Source organism: Streptomyces sp. AHU1, from assembly GCF_045343905.1.
Taxonomy (GTDB): Bacteria; Actinomycetota; Actinomycetes; order Streptomycetales; family Streptomycetaceae; genus Streptomyces; species Streptomyces triticiradicis.
This window is the reverse complement of sequence record NZ_CP174284.1, coordinates 389951-406548: the sequence shown is the minus strand read 5'-3', so window position 1 is coordinate 406548 and position 16598 is coordinate 389951. Positions and strand designations below refer to the sequence as shown.

12 protein-coding genes and 1 pseudogene are annotated in these 16598 nt (G+C 62.9%); 5 read left to right on the top strand and 8 right to left on the bottom strand.

Going from position 1 to position 16598, the window contains the following annotated elements; all coding sequences use genetic code 11:
- Positions 1–263: 263 nt before the first annotated feature.
- The 4 genes from ACICHK_RS42755 to ACICHK_RS42740 form a co-directional block, all read right to left on the bottom strand.
- Complete coding sequence (locus tag ACICHK_RS42755; protein ID WP_406841722.1) at positions 264–1247, bottom strand: aldo/keto reductase; 984 nt, start codon at positions 1245–1247, stop codon at positions 264–266.
- Positions 1248–1435: 188 nt separating this feature from the next.
- Complete coding sequence (locus ACICHK_RS42750; RefSeq protein ID WP_406841720.1) at positions 1436–3604, bottom strand: SpoIIE family protein phosphatase; 2169 nt, start codon at positions 3602–3604, stop codon at positions 1436–1438.
- 263 nt (positions 3605–3867) lie between these two features.
- Positions 3868–4653, bottom strand: coding sequence for an SDR family NAD(P)-dependent oxidoreductase (locus tag ACICHK_RS42745; protein WP_406841719.1), 786 nt, complete (start codon positions 4651–4653; stop codon positions 3868–3870).
- A gap of 159 nt (positions 4654–4812) precedes the next feature.
- Complete coding sequence (locus ACICHK_RS42740) at positions 4813–6015, bottom strand: cytochrome P450 (protein WP_406841717.1); 1203 nt, start codon at positions 6013–6015, stop codon at positions 4813–4815.
- A gap of 942 nt (positions 6016–6957) precedes the next feature.
- On the opposite strand from ACICHK_RS42740, the pseudogene ACICHK_RS42735 reads away from it, so the two are divergent.
- Positions 6958–7727 (top strand): annotated as a pseudogene (locus ACICHK_RS42735) (transposase family protein).
- A gap of 974 nt (positions 7728–8701) precedes the next feature.
- Here ACICHK_RS42735 and ACICHK_RS42730 read toward each other — a convergent pair.
- Positions 8702–9118, bottom strand: a complete 417-nt coding sequence (locus tag ACICHK_RS42730) for an organic hydroperoxide resistance protein (protein WP_406841716.1) — start codon at positions 9116–9118, stop codon at positions 8702–8704.
- A 93-nt stretch (positions 9119–9211) separates the two neighbouring features.
- Between ACICHK_RS42730 and ACICHK_RS42725 the strand changes: the two genes are divergently transcribed.
- Positions 9212–9694 (top strand): MarR family winged helix-turn-helix transcriptional regulator, encoded by a 483-nt coding sequence (locus tag ACICHK_RS42725; protein WP_406841714.1) that lies wholly within the window; start codon positions 9212–9214, stop codon positions 9692–9694.
- A 219-nt stretch (positions 9695–9913) separates the two neighbouring features.
- Positions 9914–10114 carry an e9imm peptide gene (locus ACICHK_RS42720; protein ID WP_406841712.1) on the top strand — a complete coding sequence of 67 codons (201 nt, stop codon included), beginning with the start codon at positions 9914–9916 and terminating at the stop codon, positions 10112–10114.
- Positions 10115–10221: 107 nt separating this feature from the next.
- Here the strand turns inward: ACICHK_RS42720 and ACICHK_RS42715 are convergent, their stop codons facing one another.
- Entirely contained in the window at positions 10222–10962 is a 741-nt protein-coding gene (locus tag ACICHK_RS42715; RefSeq protein ID WP_406841711.1) for an IS5 family transposase, read from the bottom strand.
- A gap of 691 nt (positions 10963–11653) precedes the next feature.
- Between ACICHK_RS42715 and ACICHK_RS42710 the strand changes: the two genes are divergently transcribed.
- Positions 11654–13228 (top strand): ABC transporter substrate-binding protein, encoded by a 1575-nt coding sequence (locus tag ACICHK_RS42710; RefSeq protein ID WP_406841709.1) that lies wholly within the window; start codon positions 11654–11656, stop codon positions 13226–13228.
- 55 nt (positions 13229–13283) lie between these two features.
- Here ACICHK_RS42710 and ACICHK_RS42705 read toward each other — a convergent pair whose 3' ends face one another.
- Complete coding sequence (locus tag ACICHK_RS42705) at positions 13284–13613, bottom strand: hypothetical protein (RefSeq protein ID WP_406841708.1); 330 nt, start codon at positions 13611–13613, stop codon at positions 13284–13286.
- A 1039-nt stretch (positions 13614–14652) separates the two neighbouring features.
- Here ACICHK_RS42705 and ACICHK_RS42700 point away from each other — a divergent pair.
- Positions 14653–15300, top strand: coding sequence for a response regulator transcription factor (locus tag ACICHK_RS42700; RefSeq protein ID WP_406841707.1), 648 nt, complete (start codon positions 14653–14655; stop codon positions 15298–15300).
- 203 nt (positions 15301–15503) lie between these two features.
- Here the strand turns inward: ACICHK_RS42700 and ACICHK_RS42695 are convergent, their stop codons facing one another.
- Entirely contained in the window at positions 15504–16547 is a 1044-nt protein-coding gene (locus tag ACICHK_RS42695) for an MHYT domain-containing protein (RefSeq protein ID WP_406841705.1), read from the bottom strand.
- Between the last annotated feature and the right edge of the window lie 51 nt (positions 16548–16598).

Below are 16598 nucleotides of genomic sequence, written 5' to 3'. Positions count from 1 at the left end.
GCGCGCCGGGATGACGGGTGGGCCGGCGCCGTGTCAGCGCAACGTCCAGCGCGGCACCGACGACCGCCCACTTCGACCTCGCGACCCGCGGGACGACCGGTGGGCTATCTCGCACGCTAAAACTGCAGATCCCCTGATAGATGCGATGCGGCGAAACCGCCAGGCCGATCTCGGTCTGGCGGTTTCAGCTGCTTTGCGGGATCAGTCGCAGAGGAGTGTGGCCTGGGGGACCTGAAACGTGCCCCCCGTGCATCAGGCGATGCCTACCATTTTCCTTCCACCTGAGACTTGATCCGGCGGTCGTACAGATCGCGGATCGCTGTGAATGTCTCCTGCGACAGCTCCGGCAGCTTCGCGGCCTCCGCGTTGGCGTGGGCCTGTTCGGGTGACCGGGCTCCCGGGATGACCGTGGTCACTCCGGGCTGCGCGACGATCCACCGCAGCGCGAGCTGGGCCGGCGTGTACCCCTCGGGGACGAGGGCGGAGAACTCGGCCGCCGCCTCCACGCCCGTCGCGAAGTCGACCCCGGAGAAGGTCTCGCCCTGGTCGAAGGCCTCCCCGTGACGGTTGTACGTCCGGTGGTCGTCGGCGGCGAAGACGGTGTCCTTGGTGTACTTGCCGGAGAGCAGCCCCGAGGCCAGCGGGACCCTGGCGATGATGCCGACGCCCGCCTCCCGGGCCGCCGGCAGGACCTGGCGCAGGGGCTTCATGCGGAAGGGGTTGAGGATGATCTGGACGCTCGCCACGTTCGGGCGGGCGATGGCGGCCAGTGCCTCGTCACACGTCTCGACGCTCACGCCGTACGCCGCGATCCGCTCCTCCTCGACCAGCGTGTCGAGGGCGTCGTACACCGCGTCCGAGGAGTACACGGGTGTCGGCGGACAGTGCAGCTGCACCAGGTCGAGGCGGTCGACGCCGAGGTTGCGGCGCGAACGGTCGTTCCAGGAGCGGAAGTTGTCGAGGACGTAGTTCTCCGGGATCTGGTCGACGCGGCGGCCCATCTTGGTGGCGACCATGACGTGCAGGTCCGGCCGGCCGCGCATGAAGCCGGCGATGGTCTCCTCGCTCCGCCCGTCGCCGTACACGTCGGCGGTGTCGAAGAAGGTCACCCCCGACTCCGCCGCCGCGTTCAGTACAGCGAGGGCTTCCTTTTCGTCGACGTTCCCCCAATCGGCTCCCAGTTGCCAGGTGCCGAGACCGATCACGGAAGCATGCTGGCCGGACCTGATGAAATCACGCTTGTCCATGGAGGCAGTTTGTCATTTGAGGACTCAACAAACGGAATCCCATGCTCCGGTGGCCGCCGAGGGTGGCGCTCAGGGGCAGCAGTGTTGCCCGCGAAGGCATGTGAACCGGTTGTTGGCCGGTGAGGAAACCGGCTCTGCGCCGCGGCGGCAGGCTGACTCGTATCGCCTGCCGGCAGCCCTGGAGGAGGTCAGGCCTTCTTCGCGAAGTTCATCCATACGGCCTTCCCACGACCGTTCGCTGACGTCCCCCAGGACGAGGCGAGCAGGTCGACGATTGTGAGCCCCCGGCCGCCTTCAGCGTTCGCGTTGGCCGTCTCGTCAGAAGTGACATCGATGGGCATCGGCGCAGCAACCGTACTGTCGCGCACCTCCAGATGCACCTTGTCGTCGTATTCGCGAACCCTGATGTCGACCTCGCTTCGCGCATGTACGAGAGCGTTGGTCACGATCTCGGACGCGGCCAGCGCGAGGTCATCCGTGAGGTCATTCAGGTTGTGGTACGTCAGATACGAGATGAGCCACTCCCTGGCTCTGGACACGCCACGGTAGTCGTTCATCGCAATCTGCAATGAAGCCGTACTCCGCACGCTGGCACCCGATGGGCCCTCGAACAGCGCCAGAAGAAGAGCGGCGTCGTCCCGATGGCCTTCAGATGGCCGGTCCAGGAGTGAGACCATCTTGTCTGCGACCATGTGCAGTTCCCCCTCCACGTTCGGGGCAGCCGAACCGAGTGCATTCTTGGCCGCTGTCTCCACATCGCTCAAGCCGCCGAAGAGGCCGTCCGTGTACATCATGATCAGATCGCCCGCCGATAGCGCGACCGTCTCTTCGCTGTAGACGAAACCCGGCTGCACGGCCAGCGGTAGGTTCCGAGGTGCGTCGAGCAGGACGACCTCTCCGGTGGCACGTCGGAGAAGAGGTGCGCAGTGACCGGCCAGCACGATGTGTGCCTGCGCATTCTCTGTATCGATCACAATCAACGCGCACGTTGCATACCTGTCCACCTCGAGCTGAGCCAGAAGATCATTGGCTCTGGCAATGATGGCGGTGGGCTCATGCCCTTCAGAAGCGTAGGCGCGAATGACGCTGCGTAGCTGACCCATCACTGCGGCGCTGTCGGTGCCATGCCCCTGCACGTCTCCCACGATCAGTGCGATCTTGCCGTCAGGCAGCTGGATCGCCTCGTACCAGTCGCCTCCGATGTCACTCGTTCCGAAGGCGGACGAATACCGTGCCACCGCTGTGACGGAGCAGAAGTCCGGCAGCGAGCGCGGCAGGAGACGTTGCTGCAGCGCTTCGCTGAGGTTCCCTGCGGATTCACTTGCCTTCGCTCTGGAGATCGCCGTAGCCAACTGGGCAGCCATCATGACCAGAAGCGCCTGCTCGTCGCTTCCCCACGTGCGAGGGGAATTGAATGTAATGAACAATGCGCCATGGAATCTTTGATCCCGCAGGGGGAGCAGTGCGAGAGCCTCGACGGAGGTCGGTTCAAATTGTGGAAACTGTCTGATCAGGGCTTCACGGTCGGACACGAATACAGGAAGGCCCATTTCCATGGTCTTGTATACAGGTGATTCGAAAGAGCTCCTGTCCACATTGATGCGCTTGACCACGTCCTGTAGCGGTCCACTGAATCCCACCACGCTGAGCCGCTCGTCGCTGCCGCTCACAACGAGATGACCCTGGGCCCCGAGAGGTTTGGCGATTTGCTCGTGGACGACTGCCAGGACCTCATTCAGGTTGTTTGTCCTGTTGAATGAAACAGGAAGCTTGTATGCTTGGTACATCAACGAGAAGGCGCGGGATACGGAATTTCCCCGCAATCCCCAGACATCATTTTCTTGCAAGTCGACCCGCGGTGCAGCTTCGACCCTGGGGAGGACAATGGGAGGGTAGTTCAGCCGCTCGACGAGGGCTTCAGAGTCGAGCACGGGGCGCAGGCGCTCACACATCTTGCTGACTGAGCCGTGCAGGGCGGAGAGTTGCTGTGAGGATGGGCGGGGCGTCCAGACACCAGCAATTACTGCGGTGGTCTGGCTGCCGGAGACGGGTGCGGCCAAGGTCACCGCGTTTCGCACCGGAGCTATGACGGCTTCACGGGGTACCAAGCCTGTGTCGATTGAATCGGTCGTCGATACCAGGCCAAACCGGAGTGCCAGGGCGGGTGCCTGATGACTCTCGAGGGGGAGGCGTTCCGGAAGACTGAAGACCGTCAGCGCCGTGCCAGTGATCATGACGACGCGGAGATCTTCATTGGCACGGTCTTCGACATAGATGCCGGCAGCCAGAGCTCCGAGATCCTCCGTTAGCTCGTTGAGGATGTCCCTCGCGAGCATGGACCACTCGCGGTCGGTCACGGCTGCATCAGTACTTCGACTCATCGCACACCCCCGCTCTCCTTACGTCCGGATAAAGGACGATGGCGTTCTCGGAGGCCTTCAGGCGCATCGCCGCTACCCATCGTATGACTGTCCCGCCTGAACAGCAGCGGCATGGTCTGGACTGTCAGCCGGTCTGCCCACAGCCGAGATGCCATGTGCGAGCCGAAAGTGGCAAGGCGCGGGCTGGGTCTTCGTTCGTTTTGAACCAGAGCGGAGCAGTCGCTTGCCGATGCCGAAGATCACCGGGAAGGACGGATGGGGGGCAGGCGATGAGGCATGGGTTTGCCGTCCGGCCACGACGAAGGCAACGGCCGGACGCTCGCCGGCATGCGCTTCGAGTTGAGGAGATCGGTTACCACTTCAGCCAGGTCATCGAGAGACAGCGTGCGGTGACGGTCGGTGCGGCCGACCATATGGTCTGCAACGAAGTGCCGGTAGGCTCCGGCGCGACGCATGACGTTCTTTTCGAGGTGCTCTGGAAGATGGCCCGGCTCGATGCTCGCCTCCACAAGGGCCACGCCGATGTTGACGGCTGCCGCTACGGGAGTCAGCGCATCCATATATGCGGAAAGAGCAGCCTGGGCGGCTCGATAGGATTCGGAGAAATGCGTGGTGTCGGGACCACTGTCTGTGACTGTTATGACCCGGCCACGCGTACTGCGCAGATGCGGTAGTACGGCAGCAGTGGCTTCCAGGACACGGAAGTAATTCCGTTCCATCACTTCGCGAGCGCCAGTCACCCCGTCCCATTCGAGAGTGCCGAAATGCGGATGGTGGCTTGTGTTGACCAGGGCGTCCAGAAAACCGAACTCGACGGCCGCTGTATTGATGGCGCGGACGACGCCCGCGGCGCTGTTCTCACTGGCCTCCCTGACGTGCACGTTGGTGGACATCTCGCTGGCCAGCCACGTTGCTCCTGTCCCGGGAGGGACAACAGCCACGACGTTCCAGCCGGCGGCAGCGGCCTTCAGAGAGATTGCTTTGCCCGCGTCGGTGCATCCGTCTGCAACGACTACCGTTCGCACTGTTCGATTCCCCTTGCACGATGGTGGCCTTGGTGATTTCACAGGAGACCGGCCCGAGACCGCAGTGGCTCGGGCCGGTCGTCTTGCGGAGAATGTCGGACCCGCTTCCGGTCCGTCCACTTCGGGCCCGCGAGGCTGACGGATCGGTTCCCCAGGATGTTACAGATTCACGGGCAACTGCAACTTTCCGTTGAAAATGAACGTGGGAAGGGGGTCCAGGTCTTCGGACCTGCGTGCAAGTGAGAGCTTGGGGAAGCGCTCGAACAGGGCAGGGAGTGCTATCTCGGCTTCCAGACGCCCAAGCGGCGCCCCGATGCAGTAGTGCACTCCGTAGCCGAGAGCCACGTGCTCCTTGTTGCGACGATGGATGTCGAACACGTCCGCGTCCTCGCCGTGCAGTTGTTCATCTCGGCCAGCGGCTCCGAAACCCATGAGGATGGGCTCGCCACGCCGAATGACGACGCCCTCGCCCAGGTCGAGGTCTTCGAGGGCGTACCTGAGGGGCATGTGCTGCACTGGTGCGTCTGCACGCAGCGTCTCCTCGATCACCTCCGACCACGGCGTCTCGCCTTCTGCGACGGAGTGAAGCTGACGGGGGTGGTGGAGAAGGTTGAAGACAGCATTGGAGATCAGATCCGTGACGGAAGGTACACCGCCGGCAATGGTCACGATGAGAGCCAGTACCCGCTCCTCGTCCGTCAGATCAGCGGAGCGGACAAGTGTGGTGGCCATGTCGTCGCCCGGGTCCTTGGCCTTTTCGGCCAGGAGATCAGCCAGGATGCCGCTTGCGGCACCCATTCCGGCGGCTGCTTCTTCCGGATCTTCCGACGGCTGGAGCAGGTTGGTGATCGCCAGCTTGCCGAGGTCCCATTTGTCTCTGGTGAAGCCGAACAGCTCGCACAGCGTTTCGGCAGCAACCGGGAACGCGTACTGTCCGCGGATGTCGACCGCCTGCTCGGATCCAGCCGCCTCCAGATCATCAAGGTAGGCCCCCATTCGTCGCCGGAGACCCGTCGCCAGGGCGTCCAGGCGCTCGGAGGTGAACGCCGCGTTCATGATGCTGCGCAGCTTGCGATGATCGGAGCCGTACGCGTTGAGGACCGTCGGAGAGATCAGGAACGGTGCCAGCGGCCAGTCGGCAGGAATGTTTCCGACCTGCGGCCAGTGCTGACGTGCATCTCGGGACACACGGTCGTCTTCGGCCAGTTGCTTGACCATTTCATATCGAGTGATCGACCAGGCGACGATGCCGCCGGGAAGCTCCACGCGAGCTGCCGGGCCCATGGACTGAAGTGTGGCGTTGTCCTCGTGCAGCTTTCGACCAGTGGGGTCGAACTGGTACGCCGGTGCATGGTTCTCCATGGCAGATCTCTCCATTTTCCTGACCGCTGGCCTGTTTGCGTCAGCTCTCCTGACGAACGGTCCCTGTCCTTGGGGTCTGCTCGTCGGGCGAGCGATCGGGAGGCCGGTGGTGTGGGTGGGGCCGCCGTCGTCCCAGGGCGCCGTTGTGTCGGCGTCAGGGGCGGAGGGCTTTTAAGTAGTGTACAACTAAATAGTGCACAGTTAGTTCATCGGGCGGCACATAGGCGCCCGCAAAATGCTCTTTCTGTGCGTTTTGTCATACGTGATTTGACTCTTCGAGACAATTGCCACACTCCGGCATCCGTGATCCCTTAGAGCCCCCAGTCCTGCCGTCCGCCCGTCCGCGGCATGAGGGGCCTGTAGCCCGTTGCGAGTGCCGGCGCGGGGAGCGGTTATGGCGCCCTTGATCTCTCCCCGTACGACGCGGATGCGCATCGGACATCGGGGAACCCTCAAGGCACGACGTTCCTCAGTCGGTCATCGAGGCTAGCCACCGCGCACTGGCGAAACTCTGATTACGCAATGACATTGCCTCGGCAGGGCTTCGTTCGCACTTTCGTTAGACCGTTGGGGCGGCGCGGTTGCATCGGTGAGGAACGGGCTGATGTGAGCGCTGCTGTCACGCCGGCCCGGCCAGCCTCGTGCGATTTCCCTGGCACCGTCTCGGCAACGGCTACCGAGACAAATCGCAGCGGAAGCAGTGGATCGGTACTTCGCGTCGTTCGTGGTGGTGACTGGCGGGGAGGTTCTGCCCGATGCGACAGACGATGCCGGTATCGACCGGCGGCCGACCCACTTCGCGGTTCTGGCCGACGGCCGCTAGATCACCGCTCCGAAGTTCTGCCGTTGCGTGGAAAAGAAGCTTCTCAAAGTGCGGCAGATCCTGAGTTGCACTCCCCTAAAGGGTGTTGCGCAAGGTTCTGAGCTGGGCATCTCTCCTGTATGGCTGGGGTGTTAAGGGCTGAGCGGGTGTGGGTGGAGACGTTCGCGGGGCTGCGGGTGACGCAGTTTGCTCGTCTGCTGAGGGTGGTGCGGGAGCGGGGCGGCGACGGCACGTTGCGGGGCCGGCCGTGGTCGTTGCCGTTGGCCGAGCGGGTGCTGATGGTCGCGGTGTACTACCGCACGAACCTCACGATGCGCCGGCTCGGCCCGCTGTTCGGTGTCTCCTCCTCCACCGTGTGCCGGGTCGTCCGGCGACTGGGCCCCTGCTCACCATCGAGCCGGTCAGCCCTCCGGCGGAGGCTGCGGACCGGTTGTGGATCGTGGACGGCACGCTGATCGCTGTGCGGGACCGGAGCGTGGCGGCCTCTTTGCGTACCTGCCGGTTCTCGGCGAACGTGCAGGTCATCGTGGACGCTGCCCCCGGCTGGTGGTCGCGGCCGCCCGGCCGGTGCCGGGGACGACCGCGGATGCCCATGCCGGGCGGACCTCCGGGCTGAGCCGGCACTGCCGGGGCGTGACCGTGCTGGGCGACGGCGCCTGTCTCACCTGCGAGATGGCGGTGCCCCACCGCAAACGTCCCGGACGGCCTCTCCTTATGGCCGAGGAGGACGACAACGCCGAGCACCGCAGGGTCCGTGCGCGAGTGGAGCATGTCATCGGCCGGCTGAAGAACCACAAGATCCTGCGCGGCTGCCGCCAGCGGGGCGAGGGTCTCCATCACACGGTCCAGGCCGTCGCCCCCCATGCACAACCTTGTTCTCGCACCATGAGCAGACGACCCCGCTCACCCACTCTGACCTGCCCACACCCAGCCTTGCGCAACACCCTTTAGGGGGCGGGGAAACGTAAGAAGGCCGTACTGAAGGTGGCACGGGCCCATGCCGGGATCGCCGATGCGCGTAGGGGCCATCACAGGCTTTCCACGATGCTGGTCCGCTAGAACCAAGCTGTACACCTCGAAGGCCTCACGCTAAAAGGTCTTGCCCACACACGCCTGGCCACGTTCGTCCACGACGCCAGCTCGGCCCAGTTCGTGGCGGTTCGGGAGTGCAAGGCCGACTGGTGCGGGTGGACCTTCACCCCTGGAGACGGGTTCTTCCCCTCCTTGCAGATTTGCTCCGCCTGTGGGGGCAAGGACGGGTCCATGCTTCTGGCCATCGGGGAATGGACTTGTCCGGCTGTGACGCGAATGTGGCCTGCAGTGTCCGCACGAAAGGATCTAAGGTCGCCGCAGACCCAAAACGCCCGGGGGGGCGCAGGTAAGACCAGCCCCATGCCAGCACAGCGCGCAATACGTACCCCATGCGGAAGAAGCAGGAACCCAGCGAAGCATCCAGCCGACCGGCTGCGTGTAGACGGGAACCCCCAGCCTTTGAGCCGAGGAGGATGTCGATTCGGCGCTGGTGAGGTCGGGCGGCGGCACTTCGGCCGACATCGGGATTTTGCTCGGTCCAATCCGTCGGACCGTGGGCCGCAAGGACGAGCCCGGCGCGCGGGCGTCTCTGGGCTGAAGACGGATGGCCGTCAGCGATGCATCATTGCCGGAGCGTTCCGATTCCTGCTGGTTACACCGATGCAGTCAGCGGCGTCTGTGACCCCATTCCTAGGCACCGCGTCACTTGGCTCAGGCCGTGCACGCCTGGCCGCGTCGGAAACAGCCCTGCGCGGTGGAGCTGTTAAAGGCTGCTCCACCGCGCAGGGTTTCGGCCGGCGCGCTGAGAACGGCCGGGCATGGCGCTTCTTGCTACTCCACCACGAGCTCGACGGGGATGTTGCCGCGCGTAGCCTTGGAGTACGGGCAGAGCTGGTGGGCCTGCTCGACGAGGCTGCGGCCAGTGGCATTGTCGAGCTCTTCAGGAAGTTCGGCTCGCAGCACGACCGAGAGGGCGAAACTGGTGTCGTCCTTGCCTATGGACACCTCGGCAGTGATTGAGATGTCGCTGGTGTTCACCTTCTGCTGCCGCCCGACCAGGCTGACCGCACTGGCGAAGCAAGAGGCGTAGCCAGCGGCGAACAGCTGCTCGGGGTTGGTTCCCTCGCCGGTGCCCCCCAGTTCCCTCGGCGGTGCCAGGACCAGATCGAGGCGGCCGTCGGAAGTAGCGGCGCGGCCCTCGCGGCCGGCGGAGTTGGCGGTGGCGACAGCGGTGTACAGCGCGTCCATGGGTCTCTCTCTATTGGTGGTGGTGCGACATGAAGAGTGAAGCACACGATTAAGTTGACCGCAATCTAATGGCTTGGGGGCTATCCTTGTGGAATGACCGCTGTCTCAGCTGGCTTCGCCGAGGACCCCCTTCGGCTCGACCGCCACATCTGCTTCTCGCTGCATGCCGCTTCCCGGGCCTTCGGCAGCGTGTACCGCGTGGTTCTCAAGGACCTGGGGCTGACCTACTCGCAATACACCGTCATGCTGGTGCTGTGGGAGCATGGCCCTTTGCCTGTTAGGAAGATCGGTGATCATCTCCGTCTGGACTCGGGCACTCTTTCTCCCCTGCTCAAGCGCCTCGAGGCCAATGGGTTGGTGCACAGAGAGCGTTCGATGGACGACGAGCGTTCTGTCACGGTTCGCCTCACCGATGCCGGTAACGCCCTGCGTGATCAGGCGATGGATGTTCCACGACGCATCGTGACTGCTAGTGGCCTTGACCCGAACGAGATTCGGGATCTTCGGGACCGGCTCGATAATCTCACCGCGACTCTTGACCGCGTCGATCTTGAGCCCAGTCCCGCAGCGCAGTGAGGGCGGGAGCGGCGAGTCGTGCGTCCACGTCTGCCGTTGTGATTCCCCCTCTGACTGTTCCTGAAGGCCAGTTCAGCCGAAACAAGGCATGCGCACCAGGCTGGTCGGGCCCTGCCGCGTCTATGCGGAACTGAGCGGCTTCTCGATCACACGGTCAACCGAAAGTGTGTCGAGCGCCTGATGCACCACCCCGCCCTGCAACGTGGGCAAGGCGCGGAGATGGTCGCGCTCGTGCAGCGGATCGTGCAAGCGGACTACGCCTCAGACGATGAGGTGGACGGCTGGCTGGAAAGGCTCGATACAGCCCTGGGATGCCCGTTCGGTCATGTCATCAACTTGGTCTTCTGGCCTCCGGAGCGGGAGCTCTTGGCTGATGAAGTAGTTGATCAGGCTTTGGCGTATCGGCCGATCGCAGTATGAGGTCGATGCTCAACTCTGAAGCCGGATAAGCAAAGCCACGCTGGTTGCAGTGCCGAGGAAGACGTATCCGTGCTTGTCGTAGCGCGCGGCCACTGCTCGGTACTGCTTCAGTCTGTTGATCGCTCGTTCGACGGTGTTGTGCTTCTTGTGCCGCTGTTGATCGAAGCCGGGTGACCGTCCGCTGCATGAGCCTTTGGATAGGTGACCGGACCGGCTGCCGGTCTTCTCCGAGATCTTGTATCGGATGCCTCGGGGCCGCAGGCATGCGCGGTACGGGCCGTTGCTGAATACCTTGTTGGCCGCGATGCTGTCGGGCTTCGTGCGGGGCCGACCCGCGGGACGCGGATCTTTTTCAGCACGGTCTGGAACTGGCTGGAGTCCGCCCGCTGGCCCGGGGTGACAACCAGGAACAGTGGACGACATCGGCCGTCGGCGCGCAGGCTCTGCCACGGCGTTTCGCCCTGATGTTCTGGCGTTTCGGCTCCTTTGAAGCAGGGGCCGGCGCAGGCTTGAGCGGCCACCGGTCGCGTGCTGATGGGCTCGCACGATGGTGGAGTCCAACGGATGTCCCAGCCGATCTCGCCTGCGACATCAGCAGTCGCCTGGACCTGTTCCAGCAGACGTTCCCACGTGCTGTCGACCGACCACGGCCGGTGGCGTTCGTAGACGGTTTTCCACGGCCTGAAACGCTCGGGAAGATCCCGCCAGTGCACCCCGGTCCACGCCCGGTGCAGAATCCCGTCGATCACCTGGCGGTGATCCCGCCACCGGCCACGACGCCCGCTGCTCACCGGCAAGAACAGCCGCAGCCGTTCCCACTTTGCACCAGTCAGATCACCTCGCCCCATGTTCACAACAAAGATTGCCCAGGACAGCTCCTAGCCGGTGAGTGAGACGTCCAGGCCGTCCAGGTAGGGACCCCGTATTGATCCTTACGCGATACTCGTCGCGCTGTGCTATGGAGAAGCTCACGTCATGGACCTCGCGGCACCGCTCCCGATGACCTGCATCAGAGTGTCCTGGCGCATAGGCGTTCTGGTGAAGACTGCTTGAGCTTATTGATGCAGCGCCCGATCATGTCCCGCTGTTTGCACGCCTCGCGGTCGAAGGGCAGCGGGCGGCCTCCCGCTGCCACCTGGAGTCCCAAGAACGGGGGTACCGTCACCCGAGATGGTGGCGTCGAGCACGAGTCAATCAGCAGATCCGGCTCGAAATCGGCGACCTCCTCGGGCGCCCCCTGTCGGAGTTCGGGTCGCACGTCGCACCACAGCCCATGCCGTCCCGTTTTCCGGTCCAGCCCCCTCGGTTTGCTGGGACCGCCTTGCGCAAGCGTCGGGTGTAGCTCCGGACTGCCCTCTGTGCCACCTCCTATTGCCCTAAAGATCCCAATTCCTCTCGCCGTCCCATTTTGTGCCGAGGAAAATGATAGAAATGCGCTGTTGTGGGCGTCTGTGTCTTGAGCCAGCAGGCCGCCGTCAATTCTTGCCCACCACCTCTTCCGGTAAGTGTGCACATGGAATCTGAACAGAGGTTTTTCAAGTGAGCAAGTACAGAAAGTGGACGGTCTTTCCGGCCTCGATGGGGCTCACGTTCGCCTTGTTGACTGGTTGTGGATCCGGGATCAGTACCGCGGGCGCCTCCCAGATGGTCATCGGAATGTCTGACGAAGTTCTGGCTACTGACCCCGCATCCGGATATGACCCGGGATCCTGGATTGTTTTCAACAACGTATTCCAGTCGCTGCTCAGTTTCCCCAATGGGGGAACGGAACCAAAGCCGGACGCAGCTGAGAGTTGCTCTTTCACGGACACTCGCAGTGAAGTCTATCGATGCACCATCAAAACCGGCCTCAAGTTCAGTAATGGTGACCCTCTCACTTCCCGGGACGTGAAGTTCTCCTTCGATCGTGTGCGGAAGATCGATGACCCGGCTGGTCCAGCTGTCATGTTCCAAGGGCTCAAGCGTGTCGAGACGCCGGACGACAGAACCGTGATTTTTCAACTCGGTGCACCCGATGCTACTTTCCCCAGCAAAATTGCCTCTGGCGCCGGGGCCATCGTCGACAGCCGCGAGTACGACGCTGCAGCCCTGCGCCGGGAGCACACGGCGATCGGATCTGGGCCGTACAAGCTTGACTCGTTCGACAAGAAGAAGGCGATCTTCTCCGTCAACAGCACCTACAAAGGCGCTGTCAAGGTCAAGAACTCGGGTGTCACTCTTCGCTTCTACCACGGGAATCGGAGCGCCCTGAAGGATTCCCTCTTGGGCGGTCGGATCGATGTGGCATTCCGGGGCCTGAGCGCCCAGGACATCGCGAATCTTGACAGCCAGAATCAGCATGGGAAAATCCGCGTTGTCGAAGGCAACAGTGCCGAAGTTCATGACCTGGTCTTCAACATGAATGACCCGGTGGTGCGACGGCTTGGCGTGCGACGAGCGATAGCTTATCTGATCGACCGAAATGCGCTTATGCAGAAGATCTATCAGAACACGGCGACGCCGTTGTATTCGATCATTCCGAGTGGTATAGGAAGTCACAATACTTCCTTCTTCGATCGCTACGGTGATGCCCCGTCTCGCGCGAAAGCAGCTGCTGCTCTAAGAGGGGACGGCATCACTGAGAAGGTGCAGCTGACTCTGTGGTCCACCCCGTCCCGCTACGGGCCGGCTACTGACGATGAAATCGCGGAGATCGCAGCGCAACTCAATGCGAGCGGCCTGTTCGATGCTCGCATGAAGTCTGTTTCCTTCGACGCGTACGAAAAGGGCATAGCCGCAGGGCAGTATGGCGTCTACGTCAAGGGATGGGTCCCTGACTATCCGGACCCTGACAATTTCACCGCACCCTTCTTCGGCTCAGGGAACGTGCTGGGAAACAAGTTCGTCAACACGACCATAACTCAGGTGCTCATTCCGCGAACTGCCGCTGAGAGCAACCGATCGGAGACCGATGAGGACTTCGAGAAGATTCAGAACATTGTGGCGGAACAGTTGCCGATGCTTCCGCTGTGGCAGGGGAAGCAGTACGCAGTCATTCACTCAGATGTGAGCGGATATTCCTACTGTCTGGACGAGTCCACGGTCTTTCGATTTTGGGAACTGTACAAGTCCTGAGCCGGTGTGTGCTGGCGTGGGTTGTAGCAGCCTCTGGGTAACGTACCTCGCAAGATCAGGAAGCTGAGCGGGCCCGAGCACGCGCTTGACACGTTGCTCTGGCCGTCCGCCAGACCGCTTCGAACGCGTCGCTGCTGAGGGACTCGGTGGCATCTGCGACCGACGCCTCTACGAAGAGTCCAGCTGGTGTGCCGAATGTCAATGCGTATTCATCGAGCGTTCCGGCCAGCTCTGCAGCCTGCCACTCCGTCAATGAGGCTGCCGCCAGGGGCCTTTCGAGAGGACCGCGCAGTTCGATGTGACGGGTGAGCATCCCTTCGCCGTCGACCTCGAAGTAGAACCAGGAGTCAACCTCAGCCCAGTGCCGACGGAACCAACGTGTCATGACGGCATTGTCTCCGATCTTCGGGCGAGACGAGCGAGGCGCACCCGAGGCGAGATGCCGGGTGGCCAGCCGCGAAGCAATGTGGATCTGCGTCGATCGGCTTTCCTCTGCGGCAGTGTGCTTCCCTGCAAGGTGCCTGGCCATGCCGCGGTAGACAACAGCGTCGGTTCGCATGCAATTCCACAGGAACAGCCAGCTCTTGGTCGATCGCGCAACGATGCGGCCCGAAAGGGTAAGGGTGAACGCCTAGGGCCAAGTTGTGAACGGTAGTGTCGAAGGGCGCCTGTAGGGTCCCTCGGAACGAGCAAGCTTGCGCATGGAACGACGGTGAGCATGGACGGTTATGCGACTGATGCGGCGAGGCAACTGTGCGTCGAAGTGCAGGTGTTCGCACAGAGCCGTCGCACGACGACATGTGCCTTGCGAGTGCTCGACGTTCCGTCCAGACGTATCCTTCACATTTCGCGGTACGAGACTGTCTCAGCTACACCGCAGTTGCTGTCTTGGCTCGCTTCAGAGCACCACTGGAAGGTGTTCGAGCTTTGTAGCCGTACCGCCTCACCGCTGTCGAGACTGGTGGTGGATGCCGCTGTCGACGTGCACGGCTGTGCACTGTCGGGGAGAGATCATTACTGCTCCGCTGCGGGATCCAGCATCCGGTCGGGGACATCGGTGTGTATAGCGCCCCCGGCACACATTGGCCCGAAGCAGCAGATGCCACACTCTTCGGCCCGTCAGTGACGGTGATGTGTGCCTTGATATCGGTGCCTGGTCGATGTGCCGGCTGTACTTGCCACTCGAGTTGAGGCCTAGAACTGACACTGAGCGGCCGCTACATCGTTGTGACATGCGCTTTTCCTGACCGACGAGCCGGGGCGCAGTGCGGAATCGTCACACTCGTGCCGCACTTGGTGCTGCGCACCCGGAGAAAACCACGGTCTCCACCTGTCTGCAGTTCAACGGCGAGGCCGCTGCTCGTTGAGCCCACATTCACGATCGTGCGTCGAGACCATGTCGTGCCGATCCTGGAGGACCTGAGTTGACCAACAAGGAGAAAACTCCCGCCTCGGTATCGATTGCCGTCAGAGCGGCCGATCCGGTGTCGTTGCAGGGCGTCGAAGTCCTGCTGCGTCGTTCGGAGGGGATGACGGTCCTGGCTGCCGAACAGGCAACAGGCGCGGATGTCGTTCTGGTCCTGGCGAACGAGGTCACCGAGGTGGTCATGTCCTGGATGGAAGCAGCATCGGCGATGTCGGCGAATCCCGGGATGAGGATCGTCCTCGTTGCCGACCGCATCAGCAAGCCACGTTTGGCCCGCGCCGTTCGGTACGGGCTTGTCAGTATCTTGCCTCGGGCTCAGTCCGGTTTTGCCGAGATACTCCAGGCTGTCTTGAACAGCCGTGCGGGCGGGGCTCAGATGCCGGGGGAGCTCCTCAGGTCTGTGATCGAGGAACTGCGTGCTCTACTGCGCGATACGACGGGTTCGGCGCTCCCCGGCGGGTTTGAGAGCCGCGAGATCGAAGTGTTGCGGCTGTTGGCTGACGGCTTGGACACGACAGAGATCGCGGCCAAGCTGAACTACTCGGAGCGCACGATCAAGAACATCATCTTTGCGGTCACAAGACGCCTCAACCTGCGCAACCGTACACATGCTGTGGCCTATGCGATTCGGATAGGCGCTCTGTGACCTATTGCCACGTGATCGCTGGCAAGTCGGCGACAGTGTTCTCCTGACGATGCACAGTGAACGCGGATCAAAGCTCTGCCCGGCGAGGGAGTCTTTGGTGGCGTCTGGCATTCAGGTGCTGTCGCCAGCGTGGAGTCGTTGGCTGTGCCGGCCCGCACCGGGGCGGGCCGGCAGCCGAATCTGGCCTTGGGGTGGCCTTCGCCCTAGCTGACGGTCTGCATTACGGGACCAGCTTCGATGGCAACGTCGGGCGCCGGCCGGATGGCTGTGGAGTGTTCGATGACCCGTACGACAGCAGGGGTGGGTATCGCCGCCGGCGGCGGATAAGTCTGTGCTTCCCACGTGGCCGGAAGGGTGCGGTTGTGCAGGATGTCCTGGATCGGAGTGACATACAGATTGAATGCCGTTGTGAGGATGACCATGCCCAGGACGGCCGCCACCGGAACAGCGAGGCCCGCTCCGCTCAAAGCACCACTGCCATGACCCGACAGCTCAGTGGCCGGTGTTACGGTCGCTGCACCGAGGCCGGTGTACTGCGCAGCGCACAGCAGCGCCGCCGCAAGGAATGCAGCCGCGGTGGTCAGAGCGCTGGAGACGGCTGTGCGAGCCAGCCACACAACGCCGGCGGCCCCTAGTCCGGTCAGGACGATAGAGATCAGTGCGATTCCCAGTGACCAGTGGAATACGGCGGGCGCGTCCAGGGCGGCCATGCTCAGCAGTTGCGTTCCGGTCAGGCCGACTGTCAGCACAGTGCCAGCACTCACGAGCCCCTGCCAGGTATGGAATGCGTCCGCCAGGGACAGACCGAGCGTGACTGCACCGAGGCAGAGCAGTGCGGAAACGATGGTCAGAGTGGCATCGTGACTCTCAGGCATCCCGGTGACGCCGAACCCGAGCAGGGCGATCACGTGCATACCCCACAGCCCGGACCCGAGTGCCAGGCTTCCGAGGATGAGCCACGCCCGATTTGTTCGACAGGCTCGGAACCGGGCCAAGCATGCCCGGCCCTGGAAGAAGCCGATGCACACAGCCACGTAGGCCCATACGGGGAAGACTGCATGCGTATAAAGATGTTGGTGGCCCACGGCCAGACTCCCACTCCGAGCAGAACTACGCGTCAGAACGGGGACGCGCGTGACCCGTCCCCCTTGCAACGGCAGAGAGGGGTTCGCAGGCCCGGGCGGTCGTGTGTCTGAATCGGCCCAGCCGCAGATCTGACCCGGGGCTCTCGCGATCTGCCCAGGCATTTACATTCTGACGGAATAGGTATCGCGCAGAAACCGGCGAAGAGGCCAACA

Coding starts and splice junctions, on each gene's coding strand:
- ACICHK_RS42740 (WP_406841717.1), bottom strand. CDS start 6,015: ATGGAGAACCATGCACCGGCGTACCAGTTCGACCCCACTGGTCGAAAG.
- ACICHK_RS42705 (WP_406841708.1), bottom strand. CDS start 13,613: ATGACACGTTGGTTCCGTCGGCACTGGGCTGAGGTTGACTCCTGGTTC.
- ACICHK_RS42715 (WP_406841711.1), bottom strand. CDS start 10,962: ATGGGGCGAGGTGATCTGACTGGTGCAAAGTGGGAACGGCTGCGGCTG.
- ACICHK_RS42695 (WP_406841705.1), bottom strand. CDS start 16,547: ATGCCTGGGCAGATCGCGAGAGCCCCGGGTCAGATCTGCGGCTGGGCC.
- ACICHK_RS42725 (WP_406841714.1), top strand. CDS start 9,212: ATGACCGCTGTCTCAGCTGGCTTCGCCGAGGACCCCCTTCGGCTCGAC.
- ACICHK_RS42730 (WP_406841716.1), bottom strand. CDS start 9,118: ATGGACGCGCTGTACACCGCTGTCGCCACCGCCAACTCCGCCGGCCGC.
- ACICHK_RS42720 (WP_406841712.1), top strand. CDS start 9,914: ATGGTCGCGCTCGTGCAGCGGATCGTGCAAGCGGACTACGCCTCAGAC.
- ACICHK_RS42755 (WP_406841722.1), bottom strand. CDS start 1,247: ATGGACAAGCGTGATTTCATCAGGTCCGGCCAGCATGCTTCCGTGATC.